Origin of the sequence: Micromonospora sp. NPDC023633 (assembly GCF_040640035.1) — a bacterium.
Taxonomy (GTDB): Bacteria; Actinomycetota; Actinomycetes; order Mycobacteriales; family Micromonosporaceae; genus Micromonospora.
Genome location: NZ_JBFABB010000029.1, coordinates 1 through 15,838, shown reverse-complemented (window position 1 = coordinate 15,838; position 15,838 = coordinate 1). Strand labels below are relative to the sequence as shown.

Below are 15,838 nucleotides of genomic sequence, written 5' to 3'. Positions count from 1 at the left end.
CGCGAACGAAGGAGCAGCACCGTGAGTGTCACGACCCCGCGGGGGTTCCGGGCGGCCGGGGTGGCCGCCGGGCTCAAGGCCAGCGGCGCGAGCGACGTCGCGCTGGTCGTCAACGACGGCCCGGACGCCGGCGTCGCCGGCGTGTTCACCGCCAACCGGGTCAAGGCCGCGCCGGTGCTCTGGACCCAGCAGGTGGTGCGCGGCGGCGTCGCCCGCGTCGTGGTGCTCAACTCCGGCGGCGCCAACGCCTGCACGGGCCCGGCCGGCTTCCAGGACACCCACGCCACCGCCGAACACACCGCCGCCGGGATCACCTCGGCCAGCCCGCGGCTGATGCTGGGCGCCGCCGACGTGGCGGTCTGCTCGACCGGGCTGATCGGGGAGCGGCTGCCGATGCAGAAGCTGCTCCCCGGCGTACGCTCGGCGATCCGCCGGCTGTCCCGCGACGGCGGCCCGGCGGCCGCCGAGGCCATCATGACCACGGACACCCGCCCCAAGACCACGGTGGCCCGGGGCAGCGGCTGGACCGTCGGCGGCATGGCCAAGGGGGCTGGCATGCTCGCCCCGGCGATGGCCACCATGCTCTGCGTGCTGACCACCGACGCGGTGGCCGGGCCCGAGGACCTCGACGCCGCCCTGCGGGAGGCGTGCCGGGTCACCTTCGACCGGATCGACTCCGACGGCTGCATGTCGACCAACGACACGGTCCTGCTGCTGTCCAGCGGCGCGAGCGGCATCGCGCCGACCCCGGCCGAGCTGACGGCCGCGGTCACCGCCGCGGCCCACGACCTGGCACAGCAGCTCATCGCCGACGCCGAGGGCGCCACCAAGCAGATCGCCATCGACGTGGTCGGCGCGGCGAGCGAGGACGACGCCGTCGAGGTGGGGCGGTCGGTGGCGCGCAACAACCTGGTCAAGACCGCGCTGTTCGGCAACGACCCGAACTGGGGCCGGATCCTCGCCGCCGTCGGCACCACCGCCGCCGCGTTCGAGCCCGACGGGGTCGACGTCGCCGTCAACGGCGTCTGGGTGTGCCGCTCCGGCGCCGCCGCCGAGGACCGGTCGAAGGTCGACCTGACCGGGCGGGACGTCACCATCCGGATCGACCTGCACGCCGGTGCCGCCGCCGCCACGATCTGGACCAACGACCTGTCCCACGCGTACGTGCACGAGAACTCGGCCTACTCGACATGAGCCTCTCCACCGATCTCGCCCGCGCCCAGGTCAAGGCGGCCACGCTGATCGAGGCGCTGCCCTGGCTGGCCCGTTTCTCCGGCTCGACCGTCGTGGTCAAGTACGGCGGCAACGCCATGGTCGACCCCGAACTGCAACGGGCCTTCGCCGCCGACATGGTCTTCCTGCGCTACGCCGGCCTCCGGCCGGTCGTGGTGCACGGCGGCGGCCCGCAGATCTCCGCCATGCTCGGCCGGCTGGGCATCGCCAGCGAATTCCGGGGCGGCCTGCGGGTCACCACCCCCGAGGCGATGGACGTGGTCCGGATGGTGCTGGTCGGCCAGGTGGGCCGGGAACTGGTGGGCCTGATCAACGCCCACGGCCCGTTCGCGGTGGGCCTCTCCGGCGAGGACGCCGGGCTGTTCACCGCCGTGCGGCGGCCCGCGTACGTGGACGGGGAACCGGTCGACGTCGGGCAGGTCGGCGACGTCGAGTCGGTCGACGCCTCGGCTGTCACCGACCTGATCGCGGCCGGTCGCATCCCGGTGATCTCCACCGTGGCGCCCGACGCCGACGGGGTGCTGCACAACCTGAACGCCGACACCGCCGCCGCCGCGCTCGCCGTCGCCCTGGACGCTCGCAAGCTGGTCGTCCTCACCGACGTGCCGGGCCTCTACGCCGACTGGCCCGACACCGACAGCCTGGTCAGCGAGATCACCGTCGACGAGTTGGCGGCGCTGCTGCCGTCCCTGTCCAGCGGCATGGTCCCCAAGATGGAGGCGTGCCTGCGGGCGGTGCGGCAGGGGGTGCCCGCCGCGCACGTCGTCGACGGGCGGGTCGCCCACTCCACGCTGCTGGAGGTCTTCACCTCCGAAGGGTTCGGCACCATGGTCGTCGGCGCCAGGACCGCACCCGTCACCCAGGCAGTCGCCGACAAGGAAGGCACGGTTCCGGCATGAGCACGCTCGTCGAGCGTTGGGCGCAGTCCATGATGGACAACTACGGCACGCCGCCGCTCGCCCTCGTCTCCGGCTCCGGCGCCGTCGTGGTCGACGACGCCGGCCGGGAGTACGTCGACTTCGTCGGCGGCATCGCGGTCAACGCCCTCGGCCACGCCCACCCGGCCGTGGTGGCCGCCGTGTCGAGGCAGGTCGCCACCCTCGGGCACGTCTCCAACCTCTACGTCGCCGAGCCGCCGGTGGCCCTCGCCGAGCTGCTGCTGGCCCTGGCCGGGCGGCCCGGGCGCGTCTTCTTCGCCAATTCGGGCGCGGAGGCCAACGAGGCGGCGTTCAAGCTCTCCCGGCTCACCGGCCGCTCGCACGTGGTCGCCACCCGGGGCGGCTTCCACGGGCGGACCATGGGCGCCCTCGCCCTCACCGGCCAGCCGGCCAAGGCCGACCCGTTCCGCCCGCTGCCCGGCGAGGTGACCCACGTCGACTACGGCGACGTGGCGGCCCTGGAGGCGGCGGTCACCGACGCCACCGCCATGGTGATCCTGGAGCCAATCCAGGGGGAGAACGGCGTGGTGGTCCCGCCGGCCGGCTACCTGGCCGCCGCGCGCCGGATCACCGCCCGGCACGGCGCGCTGCTGGTGCTCGACGAGGTGCAGACGGGAGTCGGCCGCACCGGGCACTGGTTCGCGCACCAGGCCGAGGGGGTCGAGCCCGACGTGGTGACCCTGGCCAAGGGGCTCGGCGGCGGGCTGCCCATCGGCGCCTGCCTGGCCTTCGGCCGCGCCGCCGAGCTGCTCGCCCCCGGTTCGCACGGCACCACCTTCGGCGGCAACCCGGTGAGCTGCGCCGCCGCCCTCGCGGTGGTGTCGACCATCGCCAGCGAGGGGCTTCTCGACCACGTCAAGCGGGTCGGCGAGCGGCTGCGCCGGGGGATCGAGGCGCTCGGCCACCCGCTGGTGGACGGCGTACGCGGCGCGGGCCTGCTGCTCGGGGTGGTGCTCGCCGCGCCCGTCGCGAAGGTGCTCACCGAGGCGCTGCGGGAGGCCGGCTTCCTGGTCAACCCGGCGCAGCCCGGCGTCGTACGGCTCGCCCCGCCGCTGATCCTCACCGCCGCCCAGGCCGACGACTTCCTGGCCGCCCTCCCGGCCGCCCTCGACGCGGCGTCCCCGGCCGCCGCCCGCGCCCCCGGCTCCGCGCCGGATCCTGCTGGGAAACGGCCCCTGGAGGGGCCGGAATCCACCAGGATCTCGACGCCGTCCACCGCGCCGACCGCGCTCACGCCCACCGTGGCGATGCCGAGCACGTCGGAGGCGGGCGCGTGATCCGGCACTTCCTGCGGGACGACGATCTGACCCCCGCCGAGCAGTCGGCCGTGCTCGACCTCGCGACGCGGATGAAGGCCGACCGGTTCGGCCACCGGCCGTTGGCCGGGCCCCGGTCGGTGGCGGTGCTGTTCGACAAGCAGAGCCTGCGTACCCGGTTCTCGTTCGACGTCGGCATCGCCGAGCTGGGTGGGCACCCCCTCGTGGTGGACACCCAGGTCACCCACTTCGGGCGGGGCGAGACCCTGGCCGACGCCGGCCGGGTGCTCTCCCGCTACGTCGCGGCGATCGTGCTGCGCACCCACGGCGACGACCGGATCGCCGAGGTCGCCGACGGCGCCTCCGTGCCGGTGGTCAACGCGCTCACCGACGGCTTCCACCCCTGCCAGCTCCTGGCCGACCTGCTCACCGTCCGCGAGCACTGCGGGGGCACCGCCGGGCGGACGCTGGCCTACGTCGGCGACGCCGCGAACAACCTGGCCCACTCGTACCTGCTCGCCGGGGCGAGCGCCGGCATGCACGTCCGGGTCGCCGGGCCGGCCGGCTTCGGCCCCGACCCCGAGGTGGTCGCCCGGGCCGCGAAGATCGCCGCCGGCACCGGGGGTTCGGTGCAGGCGCTGACCGACCCGGTCGCGGCGGTGGCCGGGGCCGACGTGGTCGCCACGGACACCTGGACCTCGATGGGCCAGGAGGACGACGGGCTGGACCGGATCACCCCGTTCCTGCCGTACCAGGTCAACGCCGCGCTGCTCGGGCACGCCGCGCCCGACGCCGTCGTGCTGCACTGCCTGCCCGCGCACCGGGGCGAGGAGATCACCGACGAGGTGCTCGACGGCCCGCAGAGCGTCGTGTTCGACCAGGCGGAGAATCGGCTGCACGCCCAGAAGGCGCTGCTGACGTTCCTCCTCGGGGCCGCGCCCGCCGCCCCGGACGCGGCGGCGCCGGGCGCCGCCGCGACCAGGGAGACACCATGACCGCCCCGCTGAACCGCGCCGCCCGGCACGCCCGCATCGTCGAGCTGATCCGCGACAGGGCGATCCACTCGCAGACCGAGCTGGCCGACCTGCTCTCCGGCGACGGCATCCAGGTCACCCAGGCCACCCTCTCCCGGGACCTCAAGGAACTGGGCGCGGTGACCGCGCGCGGCGGCGACGGGCGGGCCGTCTACCTGATCCCCGAGGACGGCCACCGGCCGCTGCGCGACGCCGAGGCGGCCCCGGCCCGGCTGGTCCGGCTGCTGCGCGAACTGCTCAACGGGGTCGACGCGAGCGGCAACATCGCCGTACTGCGCACCCCGCCGGGCGCAGCCCACTACCTGGCCAGCGCGTTGGACCGAGCGGGCCTGCCCGAGGTCGTCGGCACCATCGCCGGCGACGACACCATCCTCGTCGTGGCCCGCGAGGCCGTCGGCGGGGCCGCGCTCGGCGACAAGCTCGCCGGCTGGGCCCGCCGCGAAGAGAACGTCGAAGGGAGCACCACACCGTGACCGAGCGGGTCGTACTTGCCTACTCCGGAGGGCTCGACACCTCCGTAGCCATCCCGTACCTGGCCGACCGGACCGGCGCCGAGGTGATCGCGGTGGCGGTCGACGTCGGGCAGGGCGGCGAGGACCTCGACGCCATCCGGCAGCGCGCCCTGGACTGCGGCGCGGTGGAGTCGGAGGTGGTCGACGCGCGCGACGAGTTCGCCGCCGGGTACTGCCTGCCGGCCATCCGCGCGAACGCGCTCTACATGGACCGCTATCCGCTGGTCTCCGCGCTGTCCCGGCCGCTGATCGTCAAGCACCTGGTGGCCGCGGCCCGCAAGCACGGCGGCACCATCGTGTCGCACGGCTGCACCGGCAAGGGCAACGACCAGGTCCGCTTCGAGGTCGGCCTCGGCGCGCTCGCGCCCGACCTGAAGATCGTCGCGCCGGCCCGGGACTACGCCTGGACCCGGGACAAGGCGATCGCCTTCGCCGAGGAGAAGGGGCTGCCGATCGACGTGTCGGCGAAGTCGCCGTACTCCATCGACCAGAACCTGTGGGGCCGGGCCGTCGAGACGGGCTTCCTGGAGGACATCTGGAACGGCCCCGTCGAGGACCTGTACTCGTACACCGCCGACCCGACGCAGGAACGCGACCCCGACGAGGTCGTGATCACCTTCGACGCCGGTGTGCCGGTGGCGATCGACGGGGAGACCGTCACCGCGTACCAGGCGATCCTGGAGCTCAACCGGCGCGCGGGCGCCCAGGGCGTGGGCCGGCTCGACATGGTCGAGGACCGCCTCGTCGGCATCAAGAGCCGCGAGGTGTACGAGGCGCCCGGCGCGATCGCGCTGATCACCGCCCACCAGGAGCTGGAGGCGGTGACCGTGGAGCGGGACCTGGCCCGGTTCAAGCGCGGCGTCGACCAGCGCTGGGGTGAGCTGGTCTACGACGGCCTCTGGTACTCCCCGCTGAAGTCCTCGCTCGACGCGTTCATCGACGACGCGCAGCGGCACGTCACCGGCGAGGTGCGGCTGACCCTGCACGGCGGCCGGGCCACCGTCACCGGGCGCCGCTCCGAGGCCAGCCTCTACGACTTCGGCATGGCCACCTACGACACCGGGGACACCTTCGACCAGTCCCTGGCGAAGGGCTTCGTGCAGCTCTGGGGCCTGCCCAGCAAGATGGCTGCCGCGCGGGACGCCCGGCTGGGCGGCTGCTGAGCATGGGCACCACAATGGGCGGCGTGGACGACAAGAGCCTGACCGAGAACAGCGCCGCCACCAACCGCACCAGTCTGTGGGGCGGCCGGTTCGCCGGCGGTCCCGCCGAGGCCCTGGCCCGCCTGTCGGTGAGCGTGCAGTTCGACTGGCGGCTGGCCCCGTACGACATCGCGGCGTCCCGGGCGCACGCCCGGGTGCTCGCCGGGGCCGGCCTGCTCGACCCGGAGGAACTGGGCCGGATCCTCGCCGCGCTGGACGACCTGGAGGCCGCCTGCGCCTCCGGGCAGTTCCGCCCGACGATCGACGACGAGGACGTGCACACCGCCCTGGAGCGCGGCCTGCTGGAGCGGCTCGGCAGCCTCGGCGGCAAGCTGCGCGCCGGCCGGTCCCGCAACGACCAGGTCGCCACCGACCTGCGGCTCTACCTGCGCGACCACGCCCGGGGCGTGGCCGGCCGGCTGGTCGAGCTGGCCGAGGCCCTGGTCGAGCAGGCCGAACGGCACGTGGAGACCGCCGCGCCCGGCATGACGCACCTTCAGCACGCCCAGCCGGTCACCTTCGGGCACTGGCTGCTGGCCTACGTGCAGCCGCTGCTGCGCGACTTGGAGCGGCTCAGCGACTGGGACCACCGCACGGCGGTCAGCCCGCTCGGCGCGGGCGCGCTCGCCGGCTCCGGCCTGCCGCTGGACCCGGTGGCCGTCTCCAAGGAGCTGGGCTTCCGCACGTCCTTCGCCAATTCGATGGACGCCGTCGCCGACCGGGACTTCGTCGCCGAGTTCCTCTTCGTCACCGCGATGATCGGGGTGCACCTGTCCCGCCTCGGCGAGGAGGTGGTGCTCTGGACCTCGCAGGAGTTCGGCTGGGTGGAGCTGGACGACGCGTTCGCCACCGGTTCGTCGATCATGCCGCAGAAGAAGAACGCGGACATCGCCGAGCTGGCCCGGGGCAAGTCCGGCCGGCTCGTCGGCGGCCTGATGAGCGTGCTCACCATGCTCAAGGGCCTGCCGATGACCTACGACCGGGACATGCAGGAGGACAAGGAGCCGGCCTTCGACGCGGTCGACACCCTGGAGCTGCTGCTGCCGGCGCTCGCCGGGATGATCTCCACGATGACCGTGCGCGCCGACCGCCTCGTCGCCGCCGCGCCGGTCGGCTTCTCCCTCGCCACCGAGGTCGCCGACTGGCTGGTCCGCCGGAACGTGCCGTTCCGCGACGCGCACGAGATCACCGGCCGGCTGGTGGCGCTCTGCGTGGCGCGCGACTGCGCGCTGGACGAGGTCTCCGACGCCGACCTGGCGGCCGTCAGCGAGCACCTCGACCCGTCGGTGCGCGACGTGCTCTCGGTCCGCTCGGCGCTCGCCGCCCGGATCACGCCCGGCTCGACCGGTCCCGGGCCGGTCGCCGACCAGCTCGCCACCGCCGCCGACAAGCTCGCCGGCTGGCGGGAGTGGGCCGCCGAGCGGGTCGTTCCCCGCTGAGCCGTCGACCCCGCGCGGCGCCGCCGGCGTCGCGCGGGGTCAGCCCGCCGGGCGTTCCCGCTTCGGCAGCTTCGCCACCACCGCGTCGTACGAGGCGTCGACCGCCTCGATCAGCTCCTCCTCGTCGATCCCGCCGGCCAGGCGCAGCGTGTTCCAGCCGGAGCGCCCGATGTACGGCGACGGCCGCGCGTCGCCCGGGTGCCGGTGCAGCCACTCGTCGGCCACGTCCCGGCTCGGGCCACACTTCACCCCGACGGTCGGGTCGTCGGCGCCGGCGGAGCCGAGGAAGGCGAAGATCCGGCTGCCGACCTTGACCACCTCGTCGCCCTCCCACGGCTGGTCCAGCCGGGCCCCCGGCTTCGCCAGGCAGTACGCCAGCATCTCCTCGCGCGTCATCGCGTCCTCCTCGACACCGATCCCGCGCCCAGTCTGGCCCATCGCCGCGTCAGTCGGTGGCGGCGGTGCGGGCGGAGAGCCGTTCGAAGCGCTGCTTGGCGGCCTGCGCGCTGCCCAGCCCGAGCCCGAACGCGATCTGCTGCCAGGTCAGCCCGCGGCCCCGGGCCAGCGTGAGCAGCCCCGCCTCCATCGCGTCGATCTCGGCACGCAGGTGCGGGACGAGGGTGAGCGCCGCGACGAGGTCCGCGTCGTCGACCGGCTCCTCGCCGGGCTCGACCTCGGCCCCGCCGGCGGCCAGGGCGGTGACCAGCGCGACCGCCTCGTAGGCGTCCGGCACGTAGGGGTTGGTGTGCCGGCGTCGCCGCGTCTCGGTGTCGGCGTGCCGCTCGGTGATGCGGTGCAGCGCCGAGTAGGTGCGGTGCGCCCGGGACGCGCCGGCGTCGGGGGCGGTGAAGGAGTCGGTCATGCCAGCACCCCATCACGTCAACGTTTTGTTGTCAACGGATTGTTGATGATCCGCGCCGCCGGAGTCCGGCGGCCGGCCGCCCGGGCGGATAGGGTCGGTGCCGTGGTGGCGTACTCCGACCGCCGGCCCGTCGACCTCGCGGGGCTGGCCGACCTGCTCGCCGGCCCGGTGGTGCCGGCCGCCCGGGGCCTGCTCGGCTGCCTGCTCACCGCCGGCGACGTCACCGTTCGCATCACGGAGGTCGAGGCGTACGCCGGGACGGCCGGCGACCCGGCGTCGCACGCGCACCGGGGGCGCACGCCGCGCAACGCGGTCATGTTCGGGCCGGCGGGGCACGCCTACGTCTACTTCACCTACGGCATGCACTGGTGCATGAACGTGGTGACCGGGCCCGACGGGGAGGCCTCGGCGGTGCTGCTGCGGGCCGGCGAGGTGGTCGACGGCGTCGAGGCGGCCCGGGCCAGGCGCCCCGCCGTACGCCGGGACGTCGACCTCGCGCGCGGGCCCGCCCGGCTCTGCGCGGCGCTGGGCATCGACCGGAGCGCCTACGGCCGCTGGCTGCTCGGCGACGGCCCCGTCCGCCTGCGCCCGGCCGACGTCCCGGTGCCCGCCGACGCGGTGGCCGCCGGGCCGCGGGTGGGCGTGACCGGGGCGCACGATGTGCCGTGGCGGTTCTGGATCGCCGGCGACCCGACCGTGAGCGCCTACCGCCGGCACGTGCCGCGCAGCCGCTGACCTGCGGTCGGGCCCGGCGCGCGGCCTGGGCGGGCGGCCCAGCCGGCCGCTCCGCAGTCGGCGCGGACGGCGTGACGGCGGCCACCGGCGCCGCCGCCCGCCGCGGAATAGTTGACTCGTCAAATAGTGTTGTGCCGTGCGTCCGGGAGCCGCAGCGGCCCCGGCCGGGACAACGCGAGGAGCTGGTCATGCAGTTCGGAGTCTTCACCGTCGGCGACGTCACGGTCGACCCGACCACCGGTCGCGAGCCGACCGAGCATGAGCGGATCAAGGCGATGGTCTCCATCGCGCTCAAGGCCGAGGAGGTCGGCCTGGACGTCTTCGCCACCGGCGAGCACCACAACCCGCCGTTCGTGCCGTCGTCGCCGACCACCATGCTCGGCTTCATCGCGGCCCGCACCGAGCGCCTGCTGCTCTCCACCTCCACCACGCTGATCACCACCAACGACCCGGTGAAGATCGCCGAGGACTACGCGATGCTCCAGCACCTCGCGGACGGCCGGGTGGACCTGATGATGGGGCGCGGCAACACCGGGCCGGTCTACCCGTGGTTCGGCCAGGACATCCGCAACGGCATCCCGCTCGCCATCGAGAACTACGACCTGCTGCACCGGCTCTGGCGCGAGGACGTGGTCGACTGGAAGGGCCGCTTCCGCACCCCGTTGCAGTCGTTCACGTCGACGCCGCGTCCGCTCGACGGCGTGCCGCCGTTCGTCTGGCACGGCTCGATCCGCAGCCCCGAGATCGCCGAGCAGGCCGCCTACTACGGTGACGGCTTCTTCGCCAACCACATCTTCTGGCCCAAGGAGCACACCCAGCGGATGGTCGGGCTCTACCGGCAGCGGTACGCGCACTACGGCCACGGCTCCGCCGACCAGGCCATCGTGGGGCTGGGCGGGCAGGTGTTCATGCGGCGCAACTCGCAGGACGCGGTGCGGGAGTTCCGGCCGTACTTCGACAACGCGCCGGTCTACGGGCACGGCCCGTCGCTGGAGGAGTTCACCGCCCAGACCCCGCTGACCGTAGGCAGCCCGCAGCAGGTCATCGACCGCACGCTGGGCTTCCGCGACTACGTCGGCGACTACCAGCGCCAGCTGTTCCTCATGGACCACGCCGGCCTGCCGCTCAAGACGGTGCTGGAGCAGCTCGACCTGCTCGGCGAGGAGGTCGTCCCGGTGTTGCGCAAGGAGTTCGAGTCGCTGCGCCCGGCGCACGTGCCCGCCGCGCCCACCCACGCGTCGCTGCGGGACGCCGCCCGGGACGCCGCGGACCGTGCCGGGGCGGAGGCGGGCCGATGACCCGCCGCACCCTCGCCGTGGTGTCGGCCGGGCTGGGGCGGCCCTCGTCGACCCGGCTGCTCGCCGACCAGCTCGCCGCGGCCACCCGCGACGAGCTGGCCCGGCGCGGCGACGACGTCGACGTGCGCCCCGTCGAGCTGCGCGAGCACGCCCACGACATCGTCAACCACCTGCTGACCGGCTTCCCGTCGCCCGCGCTGCGGGAGGTGCTCGACACGGTCACCGGCGCGGACGGGCTGATCGCCGTCACGCCGATCTTCCACGCCTCGTACAACGGGCTGTTCAAGTCGTTCTTCGACCTGGTCGGGTCCGGCGCGCTGGCGGACCGGCCGGTGCTGGCCGGTGCCACCGGCGGAACGGCCCGGCACTCGCTGGCGCTGGAGCACGCCGTCCGTCCGATGTTCGCCCACCTGCGGTCGGTCGTGGTGCCCACCGCGGTCTTCGCCGCTCCGGAGGACTGGTCCGCCGGTGCCGCCGACGGCGCGCTGCGGGCGCGGATCGTCCGCGCCGGCGGCGAGCTGGCCGAGCAGGTCCACCGGCGGCCGCCGTCCACCGGCCCCGCCGACCCGTTCGCCCTCACCACGAGCTTCGACGAGCTCCTCGGCGGTCGGGACCGCTGAGGCCGCCGACCCGCCGACCCCGCCCGGGGCCGGCGGGTCGGGGCCCGTCAGCGGGCGTGACCGTACGGGCGGGCCACCAGCACCGGGCAGTGCGCGTGCTGCACGAGGGCCTGGCTGACCGAGCCGAGCAGCAGCCCGGCGAAGCCGCCCCGGCCCCGGGAGCCGACCACCACCAGCGCCGCGTCCCCGCTGGCCTCGACGAGCGCCTGCTCGGCCTTCGGCGCCCGGAGCAGCCGCCCCTCGACGGCCAGCCCCGGGTGGCTGCCGCGGACGGCCGCCGCGGCGGTGGCCAGCAGCTCGGCGGAGCCCGCGTCCGCGGCGGCCGGCGTCTGGATCACCTCGTCCGGCGCCGGGCGGTCCCCGTCCGGCGGCTGGACGTGCACCAGCACCAGCCCGTCGCCGCGGCGCGCCGCCTCGTCGGCCGCGTACCCGACCGCCAGCTCGGCGGGCTCCGACCCGTCCACCCCGACCAGCACCGGCCCGGCGACCGGGATGGGCTCCTCGGCGGGGCGCACCACCAGCACCGGGCAGTGCGCGTGGGCGGCCACCTGCGTGCCGACCGAGCCGAGCAGCAGCCCGGCGAAGCCGCCCAGCCCCCGGCTGCCGACCACCACCAGCTCGGCCCGCCGGGACTCCTCGACCAGGGTCGCCCCCGGCCCGCCCGCCACCTGGCGCACCTCGACGGTCAGCCCCGGACAGCGCCCGGCGAGGTCGGCGGCCGTGCGTTCCAACATCTTCTGCGCCTCTTCGGTCGGCGCCGGCAACCCCACGTCGTACGGGTTGAGCGGCACGCCGTAACCGAGCGGGTGCAGGTAGCCGTGCACCAGGTGCAGGGGGCGGGACCGCAGCACGGCGGCCCGCGCGGCGTGCTCCGCCGCCAGCAGGCTCGCCGGCGATCCGTCCACACCCACCACCACGGGTCGGTTCATCAGCCCTCCCAGAAGTCGATCAGGTCATTGTCGACGCGGCACCGCCGACCCGCCCGCATTTGCGCCGACGCCGCCGCGCCGGCCGGGGGAGCGGCCGACGCGACGGCGTCGCGGTGTGGTGACCGGGTCAGGACGCGTCGGCCCGCTTCGGGTGCCGCACGATCACCAGCGGGCAGTGCGCGTGGTGCAGCACCGCGTGGCTGACCGAGCCGAGCAGCAGCCCGCCCAGCGCGCCCCGGCCGCGCGCCCCCACGACCACCAGCTGAGCCGTCTTCGACTCCTCGACCAGCACCCCGCCCGGGGCGCCCCGGACCAGCCGGTGCCGCGCCGGCACGTCGGGGTGGCGCTCGGCGAAGCCGGCGAGGGACTCCGCGAGGGCGCGCTCCTCGTCCGCGGCGAAGGCGTCCAGGTCGTACGCCAGGGGCAGGACGTCGCCCGGGCCGACCGGCGTGGGATAGAGCCAGGCCTGCACCGCGACCAGCGGGGCACCCCGCCGGCTCGCCTCCTCGTAGGCGAACGCGACGGCCTCGAGGGAACACTCGGAGCCGTCGACGCCCACCACGACCGGGCCGTCGGCGCGCTGCTCGCCGCGCACCACGAGGACGGGGACCTGCGCGTGGGCGGAGACCTGCACGGTGACCGAGCCGAGCAGCAGCCCGGCGAACCCGCCCAGGCCCCGGTGGCCCAGCACCAGCAGGGCGGCGTCCCGGGACTGCTCGAGCAGGACGGGGGTCGCCGCGCCGTCGACCACCACGCCGGTCACCGGCACGTCCGGGGCGGTCGTGGTGGCCTCGGCGATCGCCTCGGCGACGTACCGCTCGGCCTGGTTGCGCAACCCGGCACCGGCCGGCGCGCCCTCCGCGGCGCCGAGTGGGGCGCGTGTCAGGGGCCAGATGAAGGCGTGCACGACCCGCAGCGGGCGCTGCCGGTCGGCCGCCTCCCGCGCCGCCACCCGGACCGCGTCCAGTGCGGCGGCCGAACCGTCCACGCCCACCACGACGGGGGCACCGGTATTGGTGGTCATCGACTCCTCCTTCGTCCGTCTCCAGCCTGCTCCATCCGCACGCTACCGGTCAGAGGCGGTCGTCCCGAAATATGGGACCTTGGTCCCGAACCGCAGGTCGACGGTCGCCGGCCGGGCCGTCCGACCCCGGCGCGCGCCGCCCGTTCCGGCCGACCCCCGCCGCAGCGCCCAGGCCGGGCAGGGCAGCGTCCGCCGCGGTGCCGTCCGGCGGGGCCGCGTCCCGGGGCGCGGCGCCTCCCGAGGTGGTGTCCCCGGAGGTGGCGTCCGCCGGGGTGGCGGGGCCGGCCGGTCGGCGGGCCAGCCGCAGCACCAGCCCGGGCAGCACGCTGACGGCGGCGCAGGCCAGCAGCTCCGCCGCGCCGAGCGGCTCGGTGCCGAGCAGCTCGCGCAGCGGGGGCAGCAGCACCCCGGCGACCTGGAGCAGCGCGGAGACCGCCACCGCGACCGGCAGCGCGCGGTTGCCACGCCCGGCGCCGCGCGGTCGCGGCGCGCGGACCGCGAGCGCCACCCCGAGCTGGGCCAGGCCGAGCACCACGAAGACCACCGACTGCCAGGGCCGGTCCCAGTGCGCGGCGAGCACGCCGGCGCCGAGCACCACGGCGGCGATCAGTCCGCCGGTGACCAGCACGTCCCGGCCCAGGCCGGCCCCGAGCACCGACTCCGACGGCGAGCGCGGCGCCCGGCGCAGCGTGCCCGGCTCCGCCGGCTCCGCGCCCAGCGCCACCCCCGGCACGCCGTGGGTGAGCAGGTTCACCCAGAGGATCTGCGCCGGCAGCAGCGGTACGGCCAGCCCGAACAGCGGGCCGAGCAGCATCACCGCGATCTCGGCGACCCCGCCGGAGAGCGCGTAGCGCAGGAACCGTCGGATGTTGTCGTAGATGCGGCGTCCCTCGCCGATCGCCGCGGCCACCGTGGACAGGTCGTCGTCGACGAGCACCAGGTCGGCGGCCTGCCGGGCGACCTCCGTGCCGCCGCCCATCGCCACCCCGATGTCGGCCCGGCGCAGCGCCGGGGCGTCGTTCACCCCGTCGCCGGTCATTGCCACCACGTGCCCCCGCGCCTGGAGGCCGGCGATGATGTCGAGCTTCTGTTCCGGCTGGGTCCGCGCGAACACCCGCGCCCGCGGGTGCGCCCGCGCCGGGTCGCCGTCGTCCCCGCGTACCACCGGGTCGCCCTCGTGCCAGAGTCCCAGCTGGCCGCCGATCGCCGCGGCGGTCGCGGGATGGTCGCCGGTGATCAGCAGCAGCCGCACCCCGGCGTCGTCGAAGCTGCCCGCGATGTCGGCCGCGCCCGGGCGCAGCGGGTCGCCGACGGCGACCAGCCCCACGGGTCGCAGCCCGACCGGCCGGGCGGGGTCGGCCGGCGGGGCGTCCACCACGGCGGACGCGACCGCCAGCACCCGCAGCCCCTCGGCGGCCAGCCGGTGCGCGGCGGCAGTCAGCCGGGCGAGCTCCTCGGCGGAGGCATCGACCAGCGGCGCGGCCAGCACGTTCTCCGGCGCGCCCTTGCACACCACCAGGTACCGCCGGTCGCAGGAGCGGTGCACGGTGGTCATCCGGCGCAGCTCCTGGTCGAAGGGGTGCTCCGCGACCCGCGGCCACGCCGCGCGGGTGAGCTCCGGGTCGAGCCCGCACCGGGCGGCGAAGGCGACCAGCGCCGCCTCCAGCGGGTCGCCGACGGCGGCCCACTCCGGCCGCTCGTCGGTGGGCGGGGTCAGGGTCGCGTCGTTGCAGAGCAGCCCGGCGCGCGCCAGGCTGCGCAGGTCGTCCGATACGGCCACCGGCGCGCCCCGCTGGTGCACCGCGCCGTGCGGCGCGTAGCCGCTGCCGGTGACGCCGTAGCGGGAGCCGTCGCCGGTGACGGCGTGCTGCACCGCCATCCGGCCCTCGGTGAGCGTGCCGGTCTTGTCCGAGGCGATGACGGTGACGGAGCCCAGCGTCTCGACCGCGTGCAGCCGGCGGGGGATGGCCCGCGCCCCGGCCATCCGGCGGGCGCCGAGGGCGAGGGCGAGGGTGACGACCGCCGGCAGCGACTCGGGGACGGCCGCCACCACCAGGCTCACCGCGGTGACCGCCATGTCGACCACCGGCCGCCCGCCGACGACGCCGATGACGAAGACCAGCCCCGAGAGCACCACCGCGGCGAAGCCGAGCATCCGACCGAGCCCGGCGAGGCGGCGCTGCAACGGGGTGGCGGCGGGCCGGGTGGACGCCACCAGGGCGGTGATCCGGCCGAGCGCGCTGGCGGCGCCCGTGCGTACCACCGTGCCGGTGGCCCGCCCGGTGGTGACCAAGGTCCCCGCGCTGGCCTCCTCGCCCACGGCCCGGGCGACCGGCACCGACTCGCCGGTCAGCGCCGACTCGTCGACGCTCAGCCGGGCCGCCTCGGCGAGCAGCAGGTCGGCGGGGACGACGTCGCCGGCCTCGACCCGTACCAGGTCGCCACGGACGAGGTCGGCGGCGGGCAGGACGACGTCCCGGCCGTCCCGCATGACCCGGGCCGTGGGCGCGGCGAGCTGGTCCAACGCGGCGATCGCCCGGTCGGCGCGGACCTCCTGCACCACGCCGATGGCGGTGTTCACCAGCACCACCAGCACGATCACCGCGGTGTCCGGATAGTCGCGCAGCACGGCGGTGACCACGGCGGCGGCCAGCAGCAACGCCACCAGCGGGTCGGTGAGCTGGTGCAGGACGCGCCCGCCCAGGTGGCGGCGGGCCGGCGCGACCGCCGCGTTCGGCCCGTCCGCGCGCAGCCGG

Annotated in this window: 14 protein-coding genes and 1 pseudogene; 10 read left to right on the top strand and 5 right to left on the bottom strand. The window is 75.6% G+C overall.

Annotated elements, in window-relative coordinates; genetic code table 11:
• Positions 1-21: 21 nt before the first annotated feature.
• From argJ to argH, 7 genes and pseudogenes are all read left to right on the top strand, one after another.
• Positions 22-1,194 carry a bifunctional glutamate N-acetyltransferase/amino-acid acetyltransferase ArgJ gene (argJ, locus tag AB0G13_RS11975; protein ID WP_357872520.1) on the top strand — a complete coding sequence of 391 codons (1,173 nt, stop codon included), beginning with the start codon at positions 22-24 and terminating at the stop codon, positions 1,192-1,194.
• Positions 1,191-2,132 carry an acetylglutamate kinase gene (gene argB / locus AB0G13_RS11970; protein WP_357872517.1) on the top strand — a complete coding sequence of 314 codons (942 nt, stop codon included), beginning with the start codon at positions 1,191-1,193 and terminating at the stop codon, positions 2,130-2,132. Before argJ ends, argB begins: the two co-directional genes overlap by 4 nt.
• Positions 2,129-3,301: pseudogene (locus tag AB0G13_RS11965) on the top strand (acetylornithine transaminase); the annotation flags it as partial. The gene argB and the pseudogene AB0G13_RS11965, both read left to right, overlap by 4 nt.
• A gap of 143 nt (positions 3,302-3,444) precedes the next feature.
• On the top strand, positions 3,445-4,422 hold the full coding sequence (gene argF / locus AB0G13_RS11960) for an ornithine carbamoyltransferase (RefSeq protein WP_357872514.1): 978 nt from the start codon (positions 3,445-3,447) through the stop codon (positions 4,420-4,422).
• Positions 4,419-4,934, top strand: coding sequence for an arginine repressor (locus AB0G13_RS11955; RefSeq protein WP_357872511.1), 516 nt, complete (start codon positions 4,419-4,421; stop codon positions 4,932-4,934). Before argF ends, AB0G13_RS11955 begins: the two co-directional genes overlap by 4 nt.
• Positions 4,931-6,136 (top strand): argininosuccinate synthase, encoded by a 1,206-nt coding sequence (locus AB0G13_RS11950; RefSeq protein ID WP_357872509.1) that lies wholly within the window; start codon positions 4,931-4,933, stop codon positions 6,134-6,136. The genes AB0G13_RS11955 and AB0G13_RS11950 overlap by 4 nt, the downstream gene beginning before the upstream one ends.
• 14 nt (positions 6,137-6,150) lie before the next feature.
• The gene (gene argH / locus AB0G13_RS11945) at positions 6,151-7,614 is read left to right on the top strand and encodes an argininosuccinate lyase (protein ID WP_357872618.1); all 1,464 of its coding nucleotides are present in this window, start codon (positions 6,151-6,153) and stop codon (positions 7,612-7,614) included.
• A 39-nt stretch (positions 7,615-7,653) separates the two neighbouring features.
• Here the strand turns inward: argH and AB0G13_RS11940 are convergent, their stop codons facing one another.
• A complete protein-coding gene (locus AB0G13_RS11940; RefSeq protein WP_357872506.1) occupies positions 7,654-8,010 on the bottom strand; it encodes an MmcQ/YjbR family DNA-binding protein in 357 nt (118 codons plus the stop codon).
• A 49-nt stretch (positions 8,011-8,059) separates the two neighbouring features.
• The gene (locus tag AB0G13_RS11935) at positions 8,060-8,476 is read right to left on the bottom strand and encodes a DNA-binding protein (RefSeq protein ID WP_357872503.1); all 417 of its coding nucleotides are present in this window, start codon (positions 8,474-8,476) and stop codon (positions 8,060-8,062) included.
• A 102-nt stretch (positions 8,477-8,578) separates the two neighbouring features.
• Here AB0G13_RS11935 and AB0G13_RS11930 point away from each other — a divergent pair, with 102 nt between their 5' ends.
• The 3 genes from AB0G13_RS11930 to AB0G13_RS11920 all read left to right on the top strand — a co-directional run bounded on the left by AB0G13_RS11930 (position 8,579) and on the right by AB0G13_RS11920 (position 11,129).
• A complete protein-coding gene (locus AB0G13_RS11930) occupies positions 8,579-9,211 on the top strand; it encodes a DNA-3-methyladenine glycosylase (RefSeq protein ID WP_357872500.1) in 633 nt (210 codons plus the stop codon).
• A gap of 188 nt (positions 9,212-9,399) precedes the next feature.
• Positions 9,400-10,509, top strand: coding sequence for an LLM class flavin-dependent oxidoreductase (locus AB0G13_RS11925; RefSeq protein ID WP_357872497.1), 1,110 nt, complete (start codon positions 9,400-9,402; stop codon positions 10,507-10,509).
• Entirely contained in the window at positions 10,506-11,129 is a 624-nt protein-coding gene (locus AB0G13_RS11920; RefSeq protein ID WP_357872495.1) for an FMN reductase, read from the top strand. The genes AB0G13_RS11925 and AB0G13_RS11920 overlap by 4 nt, the downstream gene beginning before the upstream one ends.
• A 47-nt stretch (positions 11,130-11,176) precedes the next feature.
• Here AB0G13_RS11920 and AB0G13_RS11915 read toward each other — a convergent pair whose 3' ends face one another.
• The 3 genes from AB0G13_RS11915 to AB0G13_RS11905 form a co-directional block, all read right to left on the bottom strand.
• Positions 11,177-12,058 (bottom strand): universal stress protein, encoded by an 882-nt coding sequence (locus AB0G13_RS11915; protein ID WP_357872492.1) that lies wholly within the window; start codon positions 12,056-12,058, stop codon positions 11,177-11,179.
• Positions 12,059-12,185: 127 nt separating this feature from the next.
• Positions 12,186-13,082, bottom strand: coding sequence for a universal stress protein (locus AB0G13_RS11910; protein WP_357872489.1), 897 nt, complete (start codon positions 13,080-13,082; stop codon positions 12,186-12,188).
• A gap of 49 nt (positions 13,083-13,131) precedes the next feature.
• The coding region (locus tag AB0G13_RS11905; protein WP_357872486.1) for a cation-transporting P-type ATPase at positions 13,132-15,838 on the bottom strand (2,707 nt) is incomplete at its 5' end.